Origin of the sequence: Kitasatospora sp. NPDC051702 (assembly GCF_040681575.1) — a bacterium.
In the GTDB taxonomy this organism is placed as follows: Bacteria; Actinomycetota; Actinomycetes; order Streptomycetales; family Streptomycetaceae; genus Kitasatospora.
Genome location: NZ_JBFAZB010000010.1, coordinates 20,160 through 42,961, shown reverse-complemented (window position 1 = coordinate 42,961; position 22,802 = coordinate 20,160). Strand labels below are relative to the sequence as shown.

The 22,802-nt window shown below is 72.8% G+C and carries 16 protein-coding genes and 1 tRNA gene; 4 read left to right on the top strand and 13 right to left on the bottom strand.

Features of this window, described 5'->3' with window-relative positions:
• Positions 1-24: 24 nt before the first annotated feature.
• Both rpsG and rpsL read right to left on the bottom strand, forming a co-directional pair.
• Positions 25-495, bottom strand: coding sequence for a 30S ribosomal protein S7 (gene rpsG / locus AB0N04_RS11520; RefSeq protein WP_030055803.1), 471 nt, complete (start codon positions 493-495; stop codon positions 25-27).
• 2 nt (positions 496-497) lie between these two features.
• The gene (gene rpsL / locus AB0N04_RS11515) at positions 498-869 is read right to left on the bottom strand and encodes a 30S ribosomal protein S12 (protein ID WP_360209123.1); all 372 of its coding nucleotides are present in this window, start codon (positions 867-869) and stop codon (positions 498-500) included.
• Between the two features lie 597 nt (positions 870-1,466).
• Between rpsL and AB0N04_RS11510 the strand changes: the two genes are divergently transcribed.
• The 4 genes from AB0N04_RS11510 to AB0N04_RS11495 all read left to right on the top strand — a co-directional run bounded on the left by AB0N04_RS11510 (position 1,467) and on the right by AB0N04_RS11495 (position 6,547).
• The gene (locus AB0N04_RS11510) at positions 1,467-2,330 is read left to right on the top strand and encodes an ABC transporter ATP-binding protein (RefSeq protein WP_360209126.1); all 864 of its coding nucleotides are present in this window, start codon (positions 1,467-1,469) and stop codon (positions 2,328-2,330) included.
• The gene (locus tag AB0N04_RS11505) at positions 2,327-3,964 is read left to right on the top strand and encodes a transporter (RefSeq protein WP_360209129.1); all 1,638 of its coding nucleotides are present in this window, start codon (positions 2,327-2,329) and stop codon (positions 3,962-3,964) included. Before AB0N04_RS11510 ends, AB0N04_RS11505 begins: the two co-directional genes overlap by 4 nt.
• A gap of 106 nt (positions 3,965-4,070) precedes the next feature.
• Complete coding sequence (locus AB0N04_RS11500) at positions 4,071-5,357, top strand: DUF2786 domain-containing protein (RefSeq protein ID WP_360209132.1); 1,287 nt, start codon at positions 4,071-4,073, stop codon at positions 5,355-5,357.
• A 77-nt stretch (positions 5,358-5,434) separates the two neighbouring features.
• Complete coding sequence (locus AB0N04_RS11495) at positions 5,435-6,547, top strand: ADP-ribosylglycohydrolase family protein (RefSeq protein WP_360209135.1); 1,113 nt, start codon at positions 5,435-5,437, stop codon at positions 6,545-6,547.
• A 95-nt stretch (positions 6,548-6,642) separates the two neighbouring features.
• Here the strand turns inward: AB0N04_RS11495 and AB0N04_RS11490 are convergent, their stop codons facing one another.
• From AB0N04_RS11490 to rpoB, 11 genes are all read right to left on the bottom strand, one after another.
• Positions 6,643-7,962 carry a serpin family protein gene (locus tag AB0N04_RS11490; protein ID WP_360209138.1) on the bottom strand — a complete coding sequence of 440 codons (1,320 nt, stop codon included), beginning with the start codon at positions 7,960-7,962 and terminating at the stop codon, positions 6,643-6,645.
• A 50-nt stretch (positions 7,963-8,012) separates the two neighbouring features.
• A complete protein-coding gene (locus tag AB0N04_RS11485) occupies positions 8,013-9,011 on the bottom strand; it encodes an ADP-ribosylglycohydrolase family protein (RefSeq protein ID WP_363364049.1) in 999 nt (332 codons plus the stop codon).
• Positions 9,012-9,029: 18 nt separating this feature from the next.
• Positions 9,030-10,244, bottom strand: coding sequence for a cytochrome P450 (locus AB0N04_RS11480; RefSeq protein WP_360209154.1), 1,215 nt, complete (start codon positions 10,242-10,244; stop codon positions 9,030-9,032).
• A 171-nt stretch (positions 10,245-10,415) separates the two neighbouring features.
• A complete protein-coding gene (locus AB0N04_RS11475) occupies positions 10,416-11,159 on the bottom strand; it encodes a Sir2 family NAD-dependent protein deacetylase (RefSeq protein ID WP_360209157.1) in 744 nt (247 codons plus the stop codon).
• Positions 11,160-11,308: 149 nt separating this feature from the next.
• Positions 11,309-11,917, bottom strand: a complete 609-nt coding sequence (locus AB0N04_RS11470; protein WP_360209159.1) for a hypothetical protein — start codon at positions 11,915-11,917, stop codon at positions 11,309-11,311.
• Positions 11,918-12,061: 144 nt separating this feature from the next.
• The gene (locus tag AB0N04_RS11465; RefSeq protein ID WP_360209162.1) at positions 12,062-12,742 is read right to left on the bottom strand and encodes a response regulator transcription factor; all 681 of its coding nucleotides are present in this window, start codon (positions 12,740-12,742) and stop codon (positions 12,062-12,064) included.
• Complete coding sequence (locus AB0N04_RS11460) at positions 12,739-13,929, bottom strand: sensor histidine kinase (protein WP_360209165.1); 1,191 nt, start codon at positions 13,927-13,929, stop codon at positions 12,739-12,741. The genes AB0N04_RS11465 and AB0N04_RS11460 overlap by 4 nt, the downstream gene beginning before the upstream one ends.
• A gap of 127 nt (positions 13,930-14,056) precedes the next feature.
• On the bottom strand, positions 14,057-14,728 hold the full coding sequence (locus AB0N04_RS11455) for a hypothetical protein (RefSeq protein ID WP_360209167.1): 672 nt from the start codon (positions 14,726-14,728) through the stop codon (positions 14,057-14,059).
• 181 nt (positions 14,729-14,909) lie between these two features.
• Positions 14,910-14,983: transfer RNA gene (locus tag AB0N04_RS11450), tRNA-Met, on the bottom strand.
• 247 nt (positions 14,984-15,230) lie between these two features.
• Complete coding sequence (locus tag AB0N04_RS11445) at positions 15,231-19,124, bottom strand: DNA-directed RNA polymerase subunit beta' (protein ID WP_360209170.1); 3,894 nt, start codon at positions 19,122-19,124, stop codon at positions 15,231-15,233.
• 98 nt (positions 19,125-19,222) lie between these two features.
• Positions 19,223-22,699, bottom strand: a complete 3,477-nt coding sequence (rpoB, locus tag AB0N04_RS11440) for a DNA-directed RNA polymerase subunit beta (protein ID WP_360209173.1) — start codon at positions 22,697-22,699, stop codon at positions 19,223-19,225.
• Positions 22,700-22,802 lie beyond the last annotated feature (103 nt).

Sequence of the window (22,802 nt, the reverse complement as noted above, 5' to 3'; positions counted from 1 at the left end):
CTCTGTCTAGTGACGGGGTACGGACTACCAGCGGTAGTGCGCGAAGGCCTTGTTGGACTCGGCCATCTTGTGGGTGTCCTCGCGACGCTTCACGGAAGCGCCCAGGCCGTTGCTGGCGTCGAGGATCTCGTTCATCAGGCGCTCGGTCATGGTCTTCTCGCGACGGGCGCGGGAGTAACCGACCATCCAGCGCAGCGCCAGGGTGCTGGCGCGGCCCGGACGGACCTCGACCGGAACCTGGTAGGTCGCGCCACCGACACGGCGGGACTTGACCTCGAGGGCCGGCTTGACGTTCTCCAGCGCGCGCTTCAGCGTCACGACCGGGTCCGAGCCGGTCTTCTCACGGACGCCCTCGAGGGCGCCGTAGACGATCCGCTCGGCGGTGGAGCGCTTGCCGTGCAGCAGGATCTTGTTGACCAGCTGGGTGACGACCGGGGAGCCGTAAACCGGGTCGATGATGACCGGGCGCTTCGGGGCGGGGCCCTTACGAGGCATTCTTACTTCTCCTTCTTGGCGCCGTAGCGGCTGCGAGCCTGCTTGCGGTTCTTGACACCCTGGGTGTCAAGCGAACCGCGGATGATCTTGTAGCGGACACCAGGAAGGTCCTTCACACGACCACCGCGCACCAGCACGATGGAGTGCTCCTGCAGGTTGTGGCCCTCGCCCGGGATGTAAGCGGTGACCTCGATCCCGCTGGTGAGGCGCACACGGGCGACCTTGCGGAGAGCCGAGTTCGGCTTCTTCGGGGTGGTCGTGTACACACGCGTGCAGACCCCACGGCGCTGCGGGGAGCCGTTCAGCGCGGGAGTCTTGTTCTTCTCGACCTTGTCCTGCCGGCCCTTTCGGACCAGCTGCTGGATCGTAGGCACCGTTTCTCCGTTTTCTGTGTGCCAAGGCTTGGTGGAACTAACCTGCGGTGATCCCTCACACACGGCCCCGTGGTCGACCCACGCGGTCGGGTGTGTTGGGCTTATTCCGACACGGAATCCCATGGCTGATGTACAGCGACGGCGCTCAACGCGCGGGGCGCTGGAAGGCGCTCCGGCTCGGCGCGGCGACCGGTGTGCATGCACGCACAAGGACCCGGGGACACCCCAGGCACAAGGTCAGAGCGTACCTAGCGCATCGGGCGCGGTCAAAACAAATGCAACGCCGCAGGTCGCGGCCATCGGCCGGATGTCGCGGGAGTGTCCCGCGCACGACCACCCGGTGTCCGGCCGCCCTCCAACCGCTCTACCACAGCCGGACGGCCGCCGCCACCCGGGCCGCTCCGCCCGCGGCCCCTCCCGGGCGGCGGCGCGCCGGGTGCCGGGGCGCCGCGGCGCACCCGCCGGAACCCGCCGCGGACACGGCGCGCCCCCTCGTTCGGCCCAGTCGCTCAGGGGATGCTCAAAGCGGGCGACAGCCCGTTCGGCCGGTGCCAGGCTGGGCCAGAAGACGACCGACCACGAACAGAGAAGGCCGCCATGCAGGCGTCAGCGCCGCCGTCCGACCGACCCGGATCCGTCCCTCCGCCCGCCGTCAGCATCCAGGGGTTGTGGAAGCACTTCGGCGGGCAGGCCGCCGTCGCCGGACTCAGCCTGGAGCTGCCCGCCGGTGCGTTCATCGGCCTGGTCGGCCCGAACGGCGCCGGCAAGACCACCACCCTGTCCATGGTCACCGGCCTGCTCCGGCCCGACCAGGGCACCGTCCTCGTCCACGGCGGCGACGTCTGGGCCGACCCCGTCGCGGTGAAGGCCCGGATCGGCATCCTCCCCGAGGGCCTGCGGATGTTCGAGCGGCTCAGCGGCCGCGAACTGCTCCAGTACAACGGGCGGCTGCGCGGCCTGCCCGGCCCCGAGGTGGACCGCCGGGCCGAGGAGCTGCTGGCCGTCCTGGACCTCGCCCGGGACGCCGACAAGCTGGTCGCCGACTACTCCACCGGCATGCGCAAGAAGATCGGCCTGGCCGCCGCCCTGCTGCACAACCCCGACGTGCTCTTCCTCGACGAGCCCTTCGAGGGCGTCGACCCGGTCTCCGCGCAGACCATCCGAGGCGTGCTCAAGCGGTACGCCGCGGCCGGCTCCACGGTGGTCTTCTCCAGCCACGTGATGGAGCTCGTCGAGCAGCTCTGCGACTGGGTCGCCGTGGTCAACGCCGGCCGGGTGATCGCCCAGGGCCCGCTGGACGCCGTCCGCGACGGGCGCAGCCTGCACGAGGCCTTCCTCGACCTGATCGGCGTGCGCGAGGACGACGGCCAGGCGCTCGGCTGGCTCGGCGGCGGCCGGACCGGCGGCGACCACCACGGCGGCGGCCGGACCGGCGGCGACCAGACCGGGGGAGACCGGTGACCACCACCGCCACCACATCCGCCCGCACCGCCGGCGTGCCCGACGGCGGCACCGTCGTCCGCGCCCTGGTCGCGCTCAAGCTGCGGCTGCTGCGCAACGGCCTGCGCCGCAGCCCCGGCCGGACGGCCGTGTACGTCATCGGCGGCGTCGTCGGCCTGGCCTTCGCGGCCGGCATCGCCCTCGCCCTCGCCCTGCTGAACGGGCGGTTCGCCGGCTCCGGGGACGCCGGGGTGATGCTGCTCGGCGTCCTCACCCTCGGCTGGGCCGCACTGCCGCTGTTCCTGTTCTCCAGCGACGAGAGCGCCGACCCGACCCGGCTCACCATGCTGCCGCTGCGGCCCGGCCCGCTGCTGCGCGGGTCGCTGCTGGCCGCACTGATCGGGCCCGGCCCGGTGGTCAGCCTGGTGCTGGTGACCGGCGCGGCGCTGTCCGGCGCCGACGGCGCCGCCTCGGCGGCGGCCGCCGTGGTCGGCGTGCCGCTCGCCGTGCTCTGCCTGGTCACGCTCTCCCGCGCGGTGGCCGCGGGCAACGCCCGGATGCTCTCCAGCCGGCGCGGCAAGGACTTCGCGATCTTCGGCGGCCTGCTCTTCGCCCTGCTCGCCCAGGCCGCCAACGTCGGCTCGCAGAGCGTCTTCGGGCGCCCCGGCCAGCACCTCGACCTCAGCCCGCTGGCCCCGATCGCCTCGGTGCTGCGGTGGATCCCGCCGATCGGCGCGGCCGACGCGGCCCGCACCGCCGGCGAGGGCCGGTACGGGCTGGCGCTGCTCCAGCTCGCCTCGGCCGGGGCGCTGCTCGCCCTGCTGCTGCGCTGGTGGCGCGCCAGCCTCCAGGAGCTGATGGTCACCGCCGACTCCTCGACCCTGGAGGTGGCCCGCGGGGTGCGCGGCACGGGCGGCTGGCGCCTGCTGCCCGACGGCCGCGTCGGCGCGGTGATGCAGCGCCACCTCCGGTACGCCTGGCGCGAGCCGCGCGCCAAGGCCGCGGTGTTCACCAGCATCGGCATGACGGTGGTGATCTGCCTGCTGTCGGTCGTCCAGGGCTGGCCGAGCGTCTACCTGCTGGCGATGACCGGGATGTTCCTCGGGCTGCAGATGCTCAACCTGTTCGGCATGGACGGCTCGGCGTTCTGGATGGTCGCGGCGACCCTGCTCACCCCGGCCGACGCCCGGGACGAGCTGCGCGGCCGGGCCTACGCGGTGCTCTCCTACGCCGTCCCGGTGACGCTGGTGCTCGGGCTCCTGCTGGCCTCCGTCACCGGCGACTGGGCCGGCCTGCCGTCCGCGGTCGGCCTGGCACTGGCGCTGCTCGGCTGCGGCGTCGCACTCGGCGCGACGCTCAGCGTGCTCGCGCCGTACACGATGCCGGCCGACGGCAACCCGATGCGCAACGCCGCCCCCGGGCAGGGCGGGCTGCTGCTGGTCAACCAGTTCGGCTCGATGGTCGGGGTGGCGGTGCTCGCCCTGCCGGTGGGCGGCTACCTGGCCTGGGCGCTGCTCTCCGACGGCCCGACCTGGCCGCTGCTGCCGCTCGGCCCGCTCTACGGGGCCCTGGTCGCCGTGCTCGGCGTCCGCTTCGCGGCCCGACGGCTGCTGGAGCGTGCGCCGGAGATCCTCGCCAAGGCCGTCGAACGCTAGGACCCGCCTTCAGGCCCGTGCGGAGCGCCCGGCCCCCTCGGGGAGGCCGGGCGCTCCGGCATCATGGGCGGGAGGGCCGGACCGTCGAGGGAAGCAGGGGCACACCGTGGGCAAGCGCGCGCAGCAGGGCGGGAACGGGGGCGCCGGGCCGCTGCTGGAGCAGGCCGTGCGGTCGGTCCTGACCGTCCCCGACGAGGCGCTGGACCTCGCACTGGACACCGGGGCCTCGCTGCTCGCCGCCTCGGCCGCGCAGTGGCCGGAGGTCAGCCGGGCCCTGCTCGGCCACGCGGACGCCGCCGTCGGCCGCTGCTGGTCCGCCGGGTGGCGCCCGGCCGACCTGGTCCGGGTGGTCCGGCGCGGGCTGAAGCCCGTCCACCTCGCCCTCGCCGTCGACCTGATCGCCGCGGAGGGCCGCCGGCACCCCGCGGCGGCCCTCGACCGGCGCTGGCAGGAGCAGCTGCGCGAGCTGGAGGCCGAGGTGTGGTGGCCGGGCGACGAGCAGTACCTCGGCGCCTTCGCCCACCGGCACCGGCTGGACCGCTTCGCGCTCGCCACGGCGGCCCTGGAGCTGCTGCGGACCTGGGGCCGGCTGCCGCCGATCGCCCCGGTCGGCCCGGCGCCCGGCCGGCGGCCGCGGGCCGAGCGCGGCGACGGGCCGGTGCCCGGGGAGCCGCGGATGCTGGCCCGGATCCGGGCGCTGCTGGCGAAGGCCGAGTCCACCGAGTACCCGGAGGAGGCCGAGGCGCTCACCGCCAAGGCCCAGCAGCTGATGGCCCAGCACAGCATCGACGACGCGCTGCTGGCCGCCGCCGGCTCCGACCGGGACACCCCGGCGGCGCTGCGGATCGGCGTGGACAACCCGTACGAGGGCCCCAAGACGATGCTGCTGGACGCCGTCGCAGCGGCCAACCGCTGCCGGGTGGTGTGGGCCAAGGAGTTCGGCTTCTGCACCGTCGTCGGCTTCGACGGCGACCTGGACGGCGTCGAGCTGCTCTACACCTCGCTGCTGGTGCAGGCCACCCACGCGCTCAACAAGGCCGGCTCCGGCCGGGACTCCCGCAGCAAGGCGTTCCGGCAGTCCTTCCTGGTCGCGTACGCGGCGCGGATCCGCGAGCGGCTGACCGCCGCCACCGAGCGGACCACCAGTGCCGCCGCGGCCGGTCGGCACCTGCGCGAGGACGGCACCGAGGAGCAGCTGCTGCCGGACGCCCGGCTGCTGCCCGCGCTCGCCGCCCGTTCCGAGGCGGTGGACGACGAGGTCGGCCGGCTGTTCCCGAAGCTCGTCTCCCAGCGGGTCCGGGTGAGCGACGGCGAGGGCTGGGCGGCCGGGCGCGCCGCCGCCGACCGCGCCGCCCTGCACGGGCGTTCCGGGGAGATCCGCGGCCGGGCCTGAGCGCCCGGCGGGCGCCGGGCCGGGGAGATCGCCGGAACTGATAGAACGGAGGCCGCCACGAACCAAGGGGGATCGACGTGACGGAGTCGGCGGCCGAGTCGGGGTACCGGGACCGGGTGCGCGGGGCGCTGCTCGGCGGGGCCGTCGGTGACGCACTGGGCTGGCCGGTGGAGTTCCAGCAGCTCCACCAGATCCAGGAGCGGTACGGCCCGGACGGGGTGACCGGGCTGCCGGGCGGGCCCCACCCGGCCGAGGTCACCGACGACACCCAGATGACCCTCTTCACCGCCGAGGGGCTGATCCGCGGCTTCGTCCGCGGCTGGTCCGGCGGCGGCGGATCGGTGCCGCAGGCCGTCCACGGCGCCTACCGGCGCTGGCTGCTGACGCAGTACCAGGGGGCGCCGGACGCCGCACCGCAGCCCCACCCGTACGACGGCTGGCTGCTGCGGCAGCCCTTCCTGTACGCGCGGCGGGCACCGGGCAACGCCTGCCTGAGCGGGGTGTCCGAGCACCCGGTGTTCGAGGCGCCGTCGATGATCGGGCGGCCGGGTCCGATCAACCCGCACTCCAAGGGCTGCGGCACGGTGATGCGCTCGGCGCCGTTCGGGCTGGCCCGGCTGGGAGTCGAGCAAGCCTTCGGACTGGCCGTGCAGTGCGCCCAGCTCACCCACGGGCACCCGACCGGCTACCTCGCGGCGGGCGCCTTCGCGGCGCTCGTGGAGCGGCTGGCGACCGGGACGGAGCCGTGGGCCGCGGTCGGCGAGACCGTGGAGCAGATCCGGGAGCTGCCGGCCTCGAAGGAGACGGTGCAGGCGCTGGCCCGGGCCGTCCGGGTGGCCCAGGAGTCGCAGCCCTCGGCGGAGGCGGTGGAGCGGGTGGGGCTCGGCTGGATCGCCGAGGAGTGCCTGGGGATGGCCGTGTACGCGCTGCTCGCGGCCACCCTGGACGCCGACCCGGTGCGCACCGCGCTGCGGCTGTCGGTGAACCACTCCGGGGACAGCGACTCCGTGGGCGCGGTCTGCGGCAACCTGGTCGGCGCCGCGTACGGCGCGTCGGCGCTGCCCGCCGAGTGGACCGGGACGATCGAGGGCCGGGCGGAACTGCTGCGGGTGGCCGACGACCTGCTGGTGCTGTTCGGCAGCCGGGACCCGGCCCACCCGGCGCTCGGCGGCCGCTACCCCGCCGGGTGAGCCCTGCCGGGTGAGCCCTGCCGGGAGGGCACTGGCGGGACGGCACTGGCGGGAGGGCACTGCCCGGTGAGCCCCGCCGCGGCCGCGGATGAGCGCTACCCCGCCTGCGGGTCGGTGACCTGGCCGAGGAAGAGCGGCCGCCCGTCGGCGGTGTCCCGGACCAGGAACAGGAACGGCCGGTCGACGTGCAGCTCGACGGCCTCCGGCGCGGCCGGCGCGGCCATCACGCCCGCCCCGGCGCCGCTGCCGGCGGCCGCGACCGTGCCGTCCTCGGTGACCTCGACGGTGGCCTTCTGCACCACCGTGCTCAGGCCGAGCTGTTCCTTGGCCAGCCCGCTGAAGTCCGGGGCGTCGAAGGCCGCCCGGACGCCGAGCGCGCGCAGCGCGGAGGTGAGGTCCGAGCTCGTGTCGAAGTGGAAGCGCGGCAGGGTCAGGTCGACGGACCGCTCCTCCAGCGCGCCGAGGATCCGGTCGAGCTGGGGCTGGTCCAGGCCCTTGGTGAAGGCCGTGAAGCCGCCCTGCGCCGGGACGATCAGATCCATCGCCAACCCGCCCTCCGCGTAGGTGAGTTCGACGGCCTGCCAGGGTTCGCCGACGATGCCTCCGGAGCCCTCGGCGTACCGCAGGGTGCCGGTTCGGGCCATCGTGGCGACCGCCGGCGCGGAGCCGTCGAGCTTGCGGAAGGGCCGGTCGGAGGTCTTCGCGGGGGTGAAGGCGGTGGCCCACTTCGCCTTCAGGTAGAGCGCGTCGGTGAGGACCAGCCGGGTGTCGGAGGTGATCTGCCGTTCGCCGAACAGGTCCTTGATCCGCCCTTCGGTGGCCTTCTCCACCGCCGTGTTGACGAGCCGGCGGCTGCCCGCCGGGTCCTTGGCGAAGTCGACGGGGTGCACTCCGGCGTCGAAGGCGGTGGCGAGGGTGTCCAGGTACGCCGGGTCGACGGTCAGGCCCTGCTGCGTCCACAGGTCGTCCGTCTGCCGCAGGGTGAGCTTGTCGGTGGCCGGGACCGGGCGGGCCAGCGCCCCGGTCACCAGTGCGTACTGGCGCGCGTCGAGCCCGCTGTGCAGGGCCTTGCCGAGTTCGTCGGCGGTCGCGCCGCGGGCGCCCGGGAGCAGCATGGCGAGCACGGTCGCCAGCCCCGACGGGGAGAGCACCAGGTTGCGCCCCGCGCCGTCCGGTGGCGCCGTGAGCGCGTGCAGGAGGTCCACCCCGAAGGCGCTGGTCCCGGCCGTCACCTCGGCCGACCGGGCCGGGTCCGCGGTCGGCCGGACGGACGACGCCGTGACCCGGACGGTGGGGGTGTCCGCCGCCGTGCTGCCGCACCCGGCCAGCGCCGGCCCGGCGGCCAGCACGGCGGCGAGGAGCAGCCCGGCCGGACGGCGGGAGCGGTGGTGCCCTGCGCTGCTGCGGTTCGTCATGGCCCTTCGACGCACCGCCCCGGCAGCCGGTTCCGCCCGCTCCGGGGGCCTCAGTCCCAGAGCGCCCCGAGGGCGAGCAGCTCGTCCCGGTGCTCGATCCGCCCCACCCAGTCGGCCGGCCAGACCGACCCGCCGTGGTGGGCGCCGGCGAAGGCGCCGGTGAGGCAGGCGAGGGAGTCGGAGTCCCCACTGGAGTAGGCGGCCCGCCGGACGGCGGCGACCGGGTCGTCCGGCAGCAGCAGGAAGCAGAGCAGCCCGGTCGCCAGGGCCTCCTCGGCGATCCAGCCCTCGCCGGTGGCCAGGCACGGGTCCGCCTCGACGTCGGGTGCGGCGAGCGCGGCGTCCAGCCGGTCGAGCACGCGGAGGCAGTCGTCCCAGCCGCGGGCGATCACGTCCTGCGGCGAACCGCCGTGCCAGCGCTCGGCGAGGTCGCCGAGCCAGAAGCCGTCGTACCGCTCGCGGCTCGCGAGCGCGTGCGCCCGCAGCACCGCCGGCAGGTCGGCGGGCCGGACCCCTTCGGCGAGCCGGCGGACGGCGAGGGCGGTGAGGTCGCTGGCGGCGAGCGCGGTCGGGTGACCGTGGGTGAGGGCGGACTGCAGCTGTGCGGCGCCCGAGAGCGTGCGGGCGTCGAGTCCGGGGACCAGCCCGACCGGAGCGACCCGCATGTTGGCGCCGCAGCCCTTGGAGCCGACGTCGCTCGCCTGCTGCCAGCGGTACTCCTCGCGGCTGAGCCGCTCGCAGGAGCGCAGGCAGGTCATCCCGGGGGCGCGGTTGTTCTCCGGCGACCGCCACCAGTCGACGAACTCCTCGCGCACCGGCCGGGCCAGCCGCAAGGGCGTCAGCGGCCCGCGGGCCAGGGCGGTGCGCAGGCCGCGGCCGAGGGCCAGCGTCATCTGGGTGTCGTCGGTGACCAGCGCCCTGGCGGGCAGCGGGAGCCGGCGCCAGTCGGGCCAGTCGTTCGCGATCATCTCGACCGTCCGGAACTCCGTCACCCGGCCGATCGCGTCCCCGATCGCCAGCCCCAGCAGCGCCCCCGTCGCCTTGCCCACGGCCCTCTCCCCGCTTCCCTACAGCTCGACCAGCAGTTCGCCGAGCCCCCGGATCACGTAGCCCGGGTTCCACTCGGGCTCGCGGCTCAGCCGCAGGCCCGGGGCCCGGCGCAGCAGCGTGCCGTAGGACTCGGTGAGCTCCAGTCTGGCGAGCGGGGCGCCGAGACAGAAGTGGATTCCGGCGCCGAAGGTGACGTGGGGGTTGTCGGCGCGGGCGAGGTCGAGGCGGTCGGGGTCGGTGAAGCGGGCCGGGTCGCGGTTGGCGGAGCCGAAGAGGAGGGCGATCTCGGAGCCGCGCGGGACGGTGACGCCGTGCAGCTCGACGTCCTCCAGGACCCATCGCTCGAACATCTGCAGCGGGGTGTCCCAGCGCATCAGCTCCTCGACGGCGGTGGGCAGCAGCTCGTCCACGGCTCCGCGCAGCCGGGCGAGTTCGCCGGGGTTGCGGAACAGCGCCCACCAGCCGTTGCCGGTGGTGTTGACGGTCGCCTCGTGGCCGGCGTTGAGCAGCAGCACGCAGGTGGAGACCATCTCCTGCTCGCTGAGCGCGTCCGAGCCCTCCTGGGCCTGGATGAGCGCGCTGATCAGGTCGGTGCCGGGGGCGGTGCGGCGCTCGCGGATGAGGGCGCGCAGGTAGTCGGAGAACTCGGTGCTCGCGGTGACGGCCCGGCGGGCCGCCTCCTCGGTCGGGTTGAGCTCGAACATGCCGGTGATGTCGGCGGACCAGGGCCGCAGCAGGTGCCGGTCGGCCTCCGGCACGCCGAGCATCTCGGCGATCACGGCGACCGGCAGCGGCTCGGCGACGGCGGAGATCAGGTCGCCGCCGCCGGCCGCGAGCAGGTCGTCGACGAGTTCTCCGGCGAGCCGCCGGACGGTCGGCCGCAGGCCCTCGACCATGCGCGGGGTGAAGGCCTTGGAGACCAGCCGGCGGATCCGGGTGTGGTCGGGGGCCTCCAGGTCGAGCAGCCCGTGGTCGTTGAGCGTGTGGAAGGGCTCGTGCGCCGGGTCGGGCTCGGGGCGGCCGAACTCCTGGTGGCTGAAGCGGTGCGTGTAGGTGCGGCCGAGCCTGCGGTCCCGCAGCAGCGCGCTGACGTCCGCGTGGCGGGAGACGAGCCACTGCCCGGTGGGTTCGAAGAACGTCACCGGTGCGTGCTCGCGCAGTTCGGCGTACGCGTCGTAGGGGTGGGCCACGAACGCCGCCGACCAGGGGTCGAACTTCGCCGTCGTCGTCATCGCTCGGTCGCTCCAGGCCGTGAGGGGAACCGGAAGGATCATCGTACGCACGCGGTCCGTCGCGTCCAGGGGTGATCCGGAGGGCGTCACCGGGGGCACCGCCGAGGACGCCGGGGCGTCAGGACGCCGGCATGCCAGCACGTCAGACGTCAGGCCCCCGGCGTCAGGACGTCACCGGGGGCGTTCCGCCAGCAGCTTCGCCACCAGCGCGGGGAGCGCCGTGGAGATCGGCTCCCGGACCACCTCGTCGGCGACCTCGTCGAACGGCGTCGGTTCGCCGTTCACCACCACCAGCCGGGCACCGGACTCCCGCGCGATCTGCGGCAGTGCCGCCACCGGGTAGACCTGCAGACTGGTGCCCACCGCGATGAACAGGTCGCAGGCCCTGGCGACGGCGTCGGCCTGCTGCAGCACCACCGGGTCCAGCGACTCCCCGAACATCACCGTCCGCGGCCGGAGCACTCCCCCGCACTCCCGGCAGGCCGGGTCCGGCTCCCCCGCCGCGACCCGCTCCAGCGCCTGTTCCATCGCGCCGACCGCCCGGCAGCCCACGCACTGCACCTCCCGCGCGGTGCCGTGCAGTTCGAGCACCTTGCGGGCCGGCAGTCCGGAGCGCTGGTGCAGCCCGTCCACGTTCTGGGTGAGCACCCGCAGCGGCAGGCCGGAACGCTCCAGCTCGACCAGCGCCCGGTGCCCGGCGTTCGGCTCGGCCCCGAGCGCGCCCGCCTCGGCTCGCATCACCCACGCCCGGCGGCGCACCTCCGGGTCCCCCAGGTAGGGGCCGATGGTGACCATCCGTTGGGCCGACGGGTCACGCTGCCAGAGCCCCTGCGGGCCGCGGTAGTCGGGGATGCCGGAGTCGGTCGAGATGCCCGCGCCGGTGAGGACGGCGATCAGGGGGCGCTTCGTGGTCATGCCCGGACGGTACGGCCGGGGCCGCCGGCACCGCCACCGAGTATCCGCACGCGGCGCCGGCTCCACCGCGGACCGGCCGGGGAACGGACGGACGGGTGCCCGCTCCTCCCCTGCGGGAGCGGGCACCCGTCCGGACCGGCCCACCGCGGTCAGGCCAGGGCCGCGCGGCGCACCGTGCCGGGCCGGACCAGCGGGGCCAGGGCCGCCAGGTAGCAGACGGCCGCCACCGGGATCAGCGCCAGGTCGACCCCCGAGGCGGCGGTGCCCACCAGCATCAGCACCGGGCTCCACCAGCGCAGCGCCCGGGCCGGGCCGGCCGCCGCGGCGACCAGCAGCGCCAGCAGGCCGACGTAGAACAGCAGCGGACCGACCTGGTAGACGAGCGGCAGCACCCCCGGCACGCCCTGCACCCGGTCGAACAGCCGCGACTGATCGGCCTTGTCGGCCGCCACCACACCCACGTACAGGTCGATCCCGATCTGCACCAGCGAGCACGCCAGGCCCGCGAACGCCGTCCCCAGCGCCGCCCCGGCCGCGGCCCGCCCGGCGGCGGAGCGCGGGGCGAGCAGCCCGCGCAGGGCCACCAGCACCGGGGCGAACAGCAGCAGGCCGGCGAACATCGCGGTGTGGCCGGCCGTCCAGCCGAGCCCGGGGGCCCGGGAGCCGGGGACCAGCCGGATGCCGCCGTACAGCGCCATCAGCGCCGGGGCGGCGACGGCTGCGTACGGGGTGAGGCGGTGCGTGCGAAGGCGGTTCATCCTGGGCTCCTGCGGTGATCCGTGGTCCGTTCCGACCCCACCGATGCTGTCCGCCGACCCCCTCGTCACGGATCGCCCGCACCGGTGAACCCGCCGCCTCCCCCGCACGGGGGAGCACCGGCCGCGGCCCGCCCGGCCGGCGCCTCAGGACTCCCCGGCCACCACCGCGCCGGCCTCGTACGCGAACACCACCGCGTGCACCCGGTCCCGCAGCCCCAGCTTGCCGAGCACGTTGCTGACGTGGGTCTTCACGGTGTGCTCGCTGACCACCAGCTCGGCCGCGATCTCCGCGTTGGACAGTCCGCGCGCCAGCAGCCGCAGGGTCTCCTGCTCGCGCAGGGTCAGCTGCTCCAGCAGCCGGGACGGCGGCCGCACCGCCCGTTCGGGCGCGCCCGGGCGGCGGGCGGCGAACTCGCCGATCAGCCGCCGCGTCACCGAGGGGGCGAGCAGCGCCTCGCCGGAGGCCACCATCCGCACCCCGTGGGCCAGGTCGTCCCGCCGGACGTCCTTGAGCAGGAAGCCGCTCGCGCCGGCGTACAGCGCGTCGAAGACGTAGTCGTCCGCGTCGAAGGTGGTCAGCATGATCACCTTGGTGGCCGGGAACTCGGCGCAGACCCGGCGGGCCGCCTCCAGGCCGTCCATCACCGGCATCCGGACGTCCAGCAGCAGGACGTCCGGGCCGTGGGTGCGGACCGCCTCGACGGCCTCGGCGCCGTCCCGGGCCTCGGCCACCACCTCGATGTCGGGCTGCGCGTCCAGGATCATCCCGAACCCGGCCCGCACCAGCTCCTGGTCGTCCGCGACGACCACCCTGATCGGCTTCATCCGCCCGCCTCCTCCACCACCAGGCCCGCCGCCCCCAACGGCAGCCGGGCACTCACCAGGAAACCGCCGCCACCCGGCCCGGGCCCGGCCTCGGCCCGCCCGCCGCAGGCCGCCGCCCGTTCCCGGATGCCGACCAGGCCCCGGCCGCCGGACCAGCCCGCCACGGTGCCGGCGGCGGCCACCGGCAGCCCCCGGCCGTTGTCGGACACCACCAGCTCCATCACCTCGCCGGCCCGCCGCACCCGCACGGCCACCCGGTCCGCACCGGAGTGCTTGACCGTGTTGGTGAGCGCCTCCTGCACGATCCGGTACGCCGCGGCCTGGACGTCGGCGGGCACCGCGGCCAGCCCTTCGGCCAGTTCGAGCTCCACCGTCAGCCCGGCCCGGCGCACCCGCTCGGCCACCGCGGCGAGCTCGGCCAGCCGGGGCTGCGGGGCCAGCTCCGGGCCGGCCCCCTGCTCCTTCAGCACCCCGAGCACGCGCCGCAGCTGGACCATCGCGTCCCGGCCCGCGTCGGCGATGGTGTCGAAGGCGCGGATCGCCCGCTCCGGATCCCCGTGCACCACCAGCGGCCCCGCCTCGGCCTGGATCACCATCAGCGAGACGGCGTGCGCCAGGATGTCGTGCATCTCGCGGGCGATCCTGGCACGCTCCTCCGCCACCGCGCGCCCGGCCTCGCTGGCCACCCGCTCCCCCGCCTCCCGGGCCCGCTCGGCCTCCAGCCGGGCCAGCCGCCGCTGGGCCCGCACCAGCGAGCCGAAGACGAACGAGCCGACCGAGGTGAGCAGGCTGAACAGCATGCCGTTCGGCGAGTGGGTGCCGACCACGTTGCCGACCACCACCGCCGCCAGCACCGCCCAGCGGGCCCGCTCCGAGCAGCGCTCGGCGACGGTGTAGAGGCCGATCACGCCGGCCAGCGGCACCTGCGGGTTCGCCGAGTGCGCCACCACGGACAGCGTCACGAAGGCCACGCTGCTCGCCGCGAGCGCCCCGAGCGGCGCCCGGCGCCGCCAGGGCAGTGGCAGCGCGGTCGACACGGCCACCAGGTAGACCCACCCCGGCCAGGCCGTGTCGTCGTTGTAGACCGCCCAGACCGAGATCGCGGCCGAGGCCGCCGCCAGCGCGGAGTCCAGCACGTACGGACTCAGCCCCGCGGACCACTTCCGCCAGCGCGCCGCTCCCACCACCCTCGGCCCTCCCCCGTAGCCGGGGGCGCCGCCCCCGCGGAGAAGATCATGCCCTACCGGCAGCACCTCCGGAACGGCCCGGACGGGCCGGGCCGCAGCGGACCGCACCGGCCGGGCCCGCGCCGGCTCAGGCACCGTCGACCGTCACACCGCCGGCCCCGGTCCGCGCGGTGATGCTGTGCGCGGCCCCCGGCCGGGACGGGATCCCGACCTCCACCCCGCCGGCGCCCGCCCGGGCGTCCACCGCGTACTCCGCCCCGTTCGGCACCCGGACCCGCACCCCACCGGTCGAGGCCGTCGCCTCCACCGTGTCCGGCGCGGCCGCGAAGTCGGCCCGCACGCCGCCCGTCCCGGTGCTCAGCCGGACGTTCTTCGAGGTCAGCCCGGTGGCCTCGACCCCGCCGGTGCGCACCTGCGCCTGCACCTCGCCGGCCAGCCCGACCAGCCGCACCCCGCCGGTCTCCTGCTCGATCCGCACCTTCGTCCCGGCCGGCACCCGCACCGTGTACCCGACGCCGCAGCCGCTGCAGTCGTAGGTCAGCCGCAGCACGCCGTCCCTGACCTCGTGGGTGGTGGCGGGCGCGTCGCCCCGGTAGTTCTGCTCCTCGACCACCTGCACCGCGTCGCCACCGCCGGTCACCACGATCCCCCCGGTGTGCGCGTCGACCACCAGCTCCCGCACCGGCTCGGAGACCCGGTAGCGCACCGTCCGGTGCTCCTGGTCGTCCCCCGGCAGGCAGGCCGACATCCCCGCCAGCACCGCCCCCGTGATCGCCACCGCGCCCAGCATCCGCTTCATCTCCGGCCCCCTTCGAAAGCCCCGTCGTCCCGGCTCCGGAAGCCTCCCGCGGCGGCCCGCTCCGCCACCTCCCCCGGCGGAGCGGTTCCCGCGCCTCCCCCGCACGGGGGAGCGCCCCCGTCCCTCCCCCGGGAACGCCGAAGGGCCCGGAGGCGTGATGCCTCCGGGCCCTTCGAACGAGTAGCGGGGACAGGATTTGAACCTGCGACCTCTGGGTTATGAGCCCAGCGAGCTACCGAGCTGCTCCACCCCGCGTCGGTGAACACGACCTTACGCCACTGCGGCCGAATCACCTAACCGGTTGTTCCCGGGCCCCCTCACCGGCCCCTCACCGGCCCCGCCCCGGCCCCTCCCCGGCCTCGCGCCGGCCCCTCACGACCCTGCGGAGGCGCCCCGCGGAGCCGGGGAACGCCGCAGGGCGGCCACCCCCTGAGGGGTGACCGCCCTGCGGTCGGTGACACCTGGACCGGCCTCCCGCCCGTCACCGGGCGGAGAGGGGGACTCAGCCGGTGTACGGGCCGTAGTCGTAGTCGTCCAGCGGGACAGCCTGGCCGGAGCCGGCGCCGAAGGGCGACAGGTCGTAGTCGTCGTAGCCGACGGCCGAGTACATGGCGGCCTTGGCCTCCTCGGTCGGCTCGACCCGGATGTTGCGGTAGCGGGGCAGACCCGTACCGGCCGGGATGAGCTTACCGAGGATGACGTTCTCCTTGAGGCCCAGCAGCGGGTCCGACTTGGCGTGGATCGCCGCGTCGGTGAGGACCCGGGTCGTCTCCTGGAAGGAGGCGGCCGACAGCCAGGACTCGGTGGCCAGCGAGGCCTTGGTGATACCCATCAGCTGCGGACGGCCGGAGGCGGGGTGACCGCCCTCGGAGACCACGCGACGGTTCTCCTGCTCGAAGCGGCCGCGCTCGACGAGCTCGCCCGGGAGCAGCTCGGCGTCGCCCGACTCGATGATCGTCACGCGGCGGAGCATCTGCCGGATGATGATCTCGATGTGCTTGTCGTGGATCGACACACCCTGCGAGTTGTAGACCTTCTGGACCTCGGCGACCAGGTGGATCTGGACGGCGCGCTGGCCCATGATGCGCAGGACGTCGTGCGGGTTGGTGGCACCCATGGTCAGCTTCTGGCCGACCTCGACCGCCTCGCCCTCGCTGACCAGCAGCTTGACGCGCTTCGAGACCGGGTAGGCGATCTCGTCGGTGCCGTCGTCCGGCGTGACGACCAGCTTGCGGGTCTTCTCGGTGTCCTCGATGCGGACCCGGCCCTGCGCCTCCGAGATCGGGGCCACACCCTTGGGGGTACGGGCCTCGAAGAGCTCGACGACACGCGGCAGACCCTGGGTGATGTCGTCACCGGCCACACCACCGGTGTGGAAGGTACGCATCGTCAGCTGGGTGCCGGGCTCACCGATGGACTGGGCGGCGATGATGCCGACCGCCTCACCGATGTCGACCAGCTTGCCGGTGGCCAGCGAGCGCCCGTAGCACATGGCACAGGTGCCGACGGCCGACTCGCAGGTCAGGATCGAGCGGGTCTTGACCTCGGCGATGTTGTGCCGGATCAGCTCGTCGATCAGCACGTCACCGAGGTCGGTGTTGGCGGTGGCCAGCAGCTTGCCGTCGATGGTGATGTCTTCGGCGAGCATGCGGGCGTACACGCTGGTCTCGACGTCGTCGGCCTTGCGCAGCACGCCGTCCGCACCCACGGAGCCGATCGCCAGCTTCAGGCCGCGCTCGGTGCCGCAGTCCTCCTCGCGGATGATGACGTCCTGGGAGACGTCGACCAGACGACGGGTGAGGTAACCGGAGTCGGCGGTACGGAGGGCGGTGTCGGCCAGACCCTTACGGGCACCGTGGGTGGAGATGAAGTACTCCAGCACGGACAGACCCTCACGGAACGACGCCTTGATGGGTCGCGCGATGGTCTCGTTCTTGGCGTTCGACACCAGACCACGCATACCGGCGATCTGGCGCATCTGCATCATGTTTCCACGGGCGCCCGAGTCGACCATCATGAAGATGGGGTTCGTCTTCGGGAAGTTCGCGGCCATGGCGTCCGCGACCTCGTTGGTCGCCTGGGTCCAGATGCCGACGAGCTCCTGCTTGCGCTCGTTGTCGGTGATCAGACCGCGCTCGTACTGCTTCTGGACCTTCTCGGCCTTGGCCTCGTAGCCCTCCAGGATGGCGGGCTTGCTCGGCGGGACGATGACGTCCGAGATGGAGACGGTGACACCCGAACGGGTCGACCAGTGGAAGCCGGCCGCCTTCAGGTTGTCCAGGGTCGCCGCGACGACGACCTTGGGGTAGCGCTCCGCCAGGTCGTTGACGATCGCGGAGAGCTGCTTCTTGCCCACCTCGTAGTCGACGAACGGGTAGTCCTCGGGCAGCAGCTCGTTGAAGAGCGCGCGGCCCAGGGTGGTGGTCAGGCGGAACGGCTCGCCGTCGAACCAGGTGGACTGGCCCTCCTCGTCCACCGGCGGGGTCCAGCCGCGCGGCGGGACGGTGCCGGCCTGCAGGCGCAGCTCGATCGGGGCCTGGACGTCCAGGTCGCGGGCGTCGAAGGCCATGATCGCCTCGGCGGTCGACGAGAAGGTGCGGCCGGCGCCCTTCACGTTGTCGCGGTCCGAGGTGAGGAAGAACAGACCGAGCACCATGTCCTGGGTCGGCATGGTGACGGGGCGACCGTCGGCCGGCTTCAGGATGTTGTTCGAGGACAGCATCAGGATGCGGGCCTCGGCCTGCGCCTCCGCGGAGAGCGGCAGGTGGACGGCCATCTGGTCACCGTCGAAGTCCGCGTTGAACGCGGTGCAGACGAGCGGGTGGATCTGGATGGCCTTGCCCTCGACCAGCTGCGGCTCGAAGGCCTGGATGCCGAGGCGGTGCAGGGTGGGCGCACGGTTCAGCAGGACCGGGTGTTCGGCGATGACCTCTTCGAGGACGTCCCACACGACCGGACGGGCGCGCTCGACCATGCGCTTCGCCGACTTGATGTTCTGCGCGTGGTTCAGGTCGACCAGGCGCTTCATCACGAACGGCTTGAAGAGCTCCAGCGCCATGGCCTTGGGCAGACCGCACTGGTGCAGCTTGAGCTGCGGGCCGACGACGATGACCGAACGGGCCGAGTAGTCGACTCGCTTGCCGAGCAGGTTCTGGCGGAAACGACCCTGCTTGCCCTTCAGCATGTCGCTGAGGGACTTCAGCGGGCGGTTGCCCGGGCCGGTGACCGGACGGCCGCGGCGGCCGTTGTCGAACAGCGCGTCGACGGCCTCCTGGAGCATGCGCTTCTCGTTGTTCACGATGATCTCGGGCGCGCCGAGGTCGAGAAGCCGCTTCAGGCGGTTGTTGCGGTTGATGACGCGGCGGTACAGGTCGTTCAGGTCGGAGGTCGCGAAGCGGCCACCGTCCAGCTGCACCATCGGACGCAGGTCCGGCGGGATGACCGGGACGCAGTCCAGCACCATGCCGTTGGGCTTGTTGGTGGTCTGCAGGAACGCCGAGACGACCTTGAGGCGCTTGAGCGCACGGGTCTTCTTCTGGCCCTTGCCGGTGCGGATGATCTCGCGCAGGCGCTCGGACTCCTCGGCCAGGTCGAAGGTCTCGAGGCGGTCCTTGAGGGCCGCCGCGCCCATCGAGCCGGAGAAGTAGGTGCCGAAGCGGTCGCGCAGCTCGCGGTAGAGCAGCTCGTCGCCCTCGAGGTCCTGGACCTTGAGGTTCTTGAAGCGGGCCCACACCTCGTCGAGGCGGTCCAGCTCGCGCTGCGCGCGGTCGCGCAGCTGCTTCATCTCGCGCTCGGCGCCCTCGCGCACCTTGCGGCGCACGTCGGCCTTGGCGCCCTCGGCCTCCAGCTCGGCGAGGTCGGTCTCGGCCTTCTTGGCGCGGGCCTCGAGGTCGGAGTCGCGGCGGTTCTCGATCTGCTGGCGCTCGACCGAGACGTGCGCCTCCAGGGACGGCAGGTCGCGCTGGCGGCGCTCGTCGTCGACCCAGGTGATCATGTAGGCGGCGAAGTAGATGACCTTCTCGAGGTCCTTCGGCGCCAGGTCCAGCAGGTAGCCCAGGCGGGACGGGACACCCTTGAAGTACCAGATGTGGGTGACCGGGGCGGCCAGCTCGATGTGGCCCATCCGCTCGCGGCGCACCTTGGCGCGGGTCACCTCGACGCCGCAGCGCTCGCAGATGATGCCCTTGAAGCGGACGCGCTTGTACTTACCGCAGTAGCACTCCCAGTCCCGGGTGGGGCCGAAGATCTTCTCGCAGAAGAGTCCGTCCTTTTCGGGCTTCAGGGTGCGGTAGTTGATGGTCTCCGGCTTCTTGACCTCGCCGTGCGACCACTGGCGGATGTCGTCGGCGGTGGCCAGGCCGATGCGGAGCTCGTCGAAGAAGTTGACGTCAAGCACTGGTCGTCAAGCCCTCTTTCGTAAGTCGAGAGTCGTTCATGTGGTCTGAGGGGGGCCTGGGGGTGGGCCGGCTGCGCGGGCAGCCGGCCCCACCTCCGTCAGACCTCTTCGACGCTGCTCGGCTCGCGCCGGGACAGGTCGATGCCGAGCTCCTCGGCGGCGCGGAACACGTCCTCGTCGGAGTCCCGCATCTCGATGGACTGGCCGTCCGAGGACAGCACCTCCACGTTGAGGCAGAGCGACTGCATTTCCTTGATGAGGACCTTGAAGGACTCGGGAATGCCGGGCTCGGGGATGTTCTCGCCCTTGACGATGGCCTCGTAGACCTTCACGCGGCCGAGCACGTCGTCGGACTTGATGGTGAGCAGCTCCTGCAGCGCGTAGGCCGCGCCGTACGCCTCGAGGGCCCACACCTCCATCTCACCGAAGCGCTGACCACCGAACTGCGCCTTACCACCGAGCGGCTGCTGGGTGATCATCGAGTACGGGCCGGTCGAGCGGGCGTGCAGCTTGTCGTCGACCAGGTGGTGCAGCTTGAGGATGTACATGTAGCCGACCGAGACCGGCATCGGGAACGGCTCGCCGGAGCGGCCGTCGAACAGGCGGGCCTTGCCGGTGGAGTTCACCAGGCGCTCACCGTCACGGGTGAGGGTGGTGTTGTCCAGCAGACCGGTGATCTCGTCCTCGCGGGCGCCGTCGAAGACCGGGGTGGCGAGGTTGGTGCCGCCCTGGACGGTGTCGGCGCCGATCGCCTGCAGGCGCTGGGCCCACTCGTCGGCGAGGCCGGAGACGTCCCAACCCTGCTTGGCGAGCCACCCGAGGTGGATCTCCAGGACCTGTCCCGGGTTCATTCGGGACGGGACACCCAGCGGGTTGAGGATGATGTCGACCGGGGTGCCGTCCTCGAGGAACGGCATGTCCTCGACCGGGAGGATCTTGGAGATGACACCCTTGTTGCCGTGGCGGCCGGCGAGCTTGTCACCGTTGGTGATCTTGCGCTTCTGGGCCACGTAGACGCGGACCAGCTGGTTCACGCCGGGGGGCAGCTCGTCGCCCTCCTCGCGGTCGAAGACGCGGACGCCGATGACCTTGCCGGACTCACCGTGCGGCACCTTCAGCGAGGTGTCGCGGACCTCACGGGCCTTCTCACCGAAGATCGCGCGGAGCAGGCGCTCCTCCGGGGTCAGCTCGGTCTCACCCTTCGGGGTGACCTTGCCGACCAGGATGTCGCCGGTGACGACGTCGGCGCCGATGCGGATGATGCCGCGCTCGTCGAGGTCGGCGAGGACCTCCTCGGAGACGTTCGGGATGTCCCGGGTGATCTCCTCGGGGCCGAGCTTGGTGTCACGGGCGTCGACCTCGTGCTCCTCGATGTGGATCGAGGAGAGGACGTCGTCCTGCACGAGGCGCTGCGACAGGATGATCGCGTCCTCGTAGTTGTGACCCTCCCACGACATGAACGCCACGAGCAGGTTCTTGCCGAGGGCCATCTCGCCCTCGTCGGTGCACGGGCCGTCGGCCAGGACCTGGCCGGACTCGACCCGGGCGCCCTCGTCCACGAGCACCTTCTGGTTGAAGGCGGTGCCCTGGTTCGAGCGGGTGAACTTGGCGGCGCGGTACGTGGTGTACGTGCCGTCGTCGTTGGCCACGGTGACGTAGTCGGCCGAGACCTCCTGGACGACACCGGCCTTCTCGGCGGTGATGACGTCCGCGGCGTCGACGGCGCAGCGGTACTCCATGCCGGTGCCGACCAGCGGAGCCTCGCTCTTCAGCAGCGGCACCGCCTGGCGCATCATGTTCGAGCCCATGAGCGCGCGGTTGGCGTCGTCGTGCTCGAGGAACGGGATCATGGCGGTCGCGACCGACACCATCTGGCGCGGCGAGACGTCCATGTAGTCGATCTCGGTGCCGGGGATGTAGTCGATCTCGCCGCCACGGCGGCGGACCAGGACGCGCGGCTCGGCGAAGTGCAGGTCCGCGGTCAGCGGCGCGTTCGCCTGGGCGATGACGTAGCGGTCCTCCTCGTCGGCGGTGAGGTAGTCCACCTTCTCGGTGACGACACCGTCGACGACCTTGCGGTACGGGGTCTCGATGAAGCCGAAGGCGTTGACCCGGCCGTACGAGGCCAGCGACCCGATCAGACCGATGTTCGGGCCTTCCGGGGTCTCGATCGGACACATGCGGCCGTAGTGCGAGGGGTGCACGTCACGGACCTCGAAGCCGGCGCGCTCACGGGAGAGACCACCGGGACCGAGGGCGGACAGACGGCGCTTGTGGGTCAGGCCCGACAGCGGGTTCGTCTGGTCCATGAACTGCGACAGCTGGCTGGTGCCGAAGAACTCCTTGATGGAGGCGACGACCGGCCGGATGTTGATCAGGGTCTGCGGCGTGATCGCCTCGACGTCCTGGGTGGTCATGCGCTCGCGCACGACGCGCTCCATGCGGGCGAGACCCGTACGGACCTGGTTCTGGATGAGCTCGCCGACGTTGCGCAGGCGGCGGTTGCCGAAGTGGTCGATGTCGTCGACCTCGACCACGATGTCGCGGCCGGTCTCGTCGTTCCACTCGGTCTCACCGGCGTGCAGCTTCACCAGGTACTTGATCGCACCGATGATGTCGGGCTCGGTGAGCACGCCGGAGTCCAGCGACTCGGCGTTGCCCAGCTTCCGGTTCACCTTGTAGCGGCCGACCTTCGCGAGGTCGTAGCGCTTCGGGTTGAAGTACAGGTTCTCCAGAAGCGTCTGCGCGGCCTCGCGCGTCGGCGGCTCGCCGGGGCGCAGCTTGCGGTAGATGTCCAGCAGCGCGTCGTCCTGGCCCTGGGTGTGGTCCTTCTCCAGGGTGTTGCGCATGGACTCGTACTCGCCGAACTCCTCGAGAATCATCTCGTTGGTCCAGCCGAGCGCCTTGAGCAGCACGGTGACGGACTGCTTGCGCTTGCGGTCGATGCGGACGCCGACCATGTCGCGCTTGTCGATCTCCATCTCCAGCCAGGCACCACGCGAGGGGATGACCTTGCAGGAGTAGATGTCCTTGTCGGACACCTTGTCCAGGGTGGAGTCGAAGTACACACCCGGGGAGCGGACCAGCTGCGACACGACGACACGCTCGGTGCCGTTGATCACGAACGTGCCCTTGTGGGTCATGAGCGGGAAGTCGCCCATGAAGACCGTCTGAGACTTGATCTCACCGGTCTCGTTGTTGGTGAACTCGGCCGTGACGAAGAGCGGGGCCGCGAACGTGAAGTCGCGGTCCTTGCACTCGTCAATGGAGTTCTTCGGCGGCTCGAAACGGTGGTCGCGGAAGGTCAGCGACATCGACCCACTGAAGTCCTCGATCGGGGAGATCTCCTCGAAGATCTCCTCCAGACCGGACTTGGTGGGGACGTCCAGACCGTTCTCCAGCGCCTCCTCGACCCGGGACTTCCAGGCCGCGTTGCCGAGCAGCCAGTCAAAGCTCTCGGTCTGCAGGGCGAGGAGGTTGGGGACCTCGAGGGGCTCCTTGATCTTCGCGAACGAGACGCGGAGCGGGGCGGTGGATGCGGCGGAATTGTTCGAGGCGTTGCGCGGCGCGGCCAAGAGGGGGGTCCTTCCGAGGGCTCGGAGCTCACTACGCGCGTACCAGCCGGGCCTGCTTGGGCTTGGTCCCGCCTCCCTCGCCACTGGCCTCCGCCGGGGATCG

Excerpts from the sequence above, each read along its gene's own strand:
- AB0N04_RS11490 (WP_360209138.1), bottom strand. The coding sequence starts at position 7,962 with ATGACGAACCGCAGCAGCGCAGGGCACCACCGCTCCCGCCGTCCGGCC.
- AB0N04_RS11470 (WP_360209159.1), bottom strand. The coding sequence starts at position 11,917 with ATGAACCGCCTTCGCACGCACCGCCTCACCCCGTACGCAGCCGTCGCC.
- rpsG (WP_030055803.1), bottom strand. The coding sequence starts at position 495 with ATGCCTCGTAAGGGCCCCGCCCCGAAGCGCCCGGTCATCATCGACCCG.
- AB0N04_RS11475 (WP_360209157.1), bottom strand. The coding sequence starts at position 11,159 with ATGACCACGAAGCGCCCCCTGATCGCCGTCCTCACCGGCGCGGGCATC.
- AB0N04_RS11455 (WP_360209167.1), bottom strand. The coding sequence starts at position 14,728 with ATGAAGCGGATGCTGGGCGCGGTGGCGATCACGGGGGCGGTGCTGGCG.
- AB0N04_RS11465 (WP_360209162.1), bottom strand. The coding sequence starts at position 12,742 with ATGAAGCCGATCAGGGTGGTCGTCGCGGACGACCAGGAGCTGGTGCGG.
- AB0N04_RS11510 (WP_360209126.1), top strand. The coding sequence starts at position 1,467 with ATGCAGGCGTCAGCGCCGCCGTCCGACCGACCCGGATCCGTCCCTCCG.
- AB0N04_RS11480 (WP_360209154.1), bottom strand. The coding sequence starts at position 10,244 with ATGACGACGACGGCGAAGTTCGACCCCTGGTCGGCGGCGTTCGTGGCC.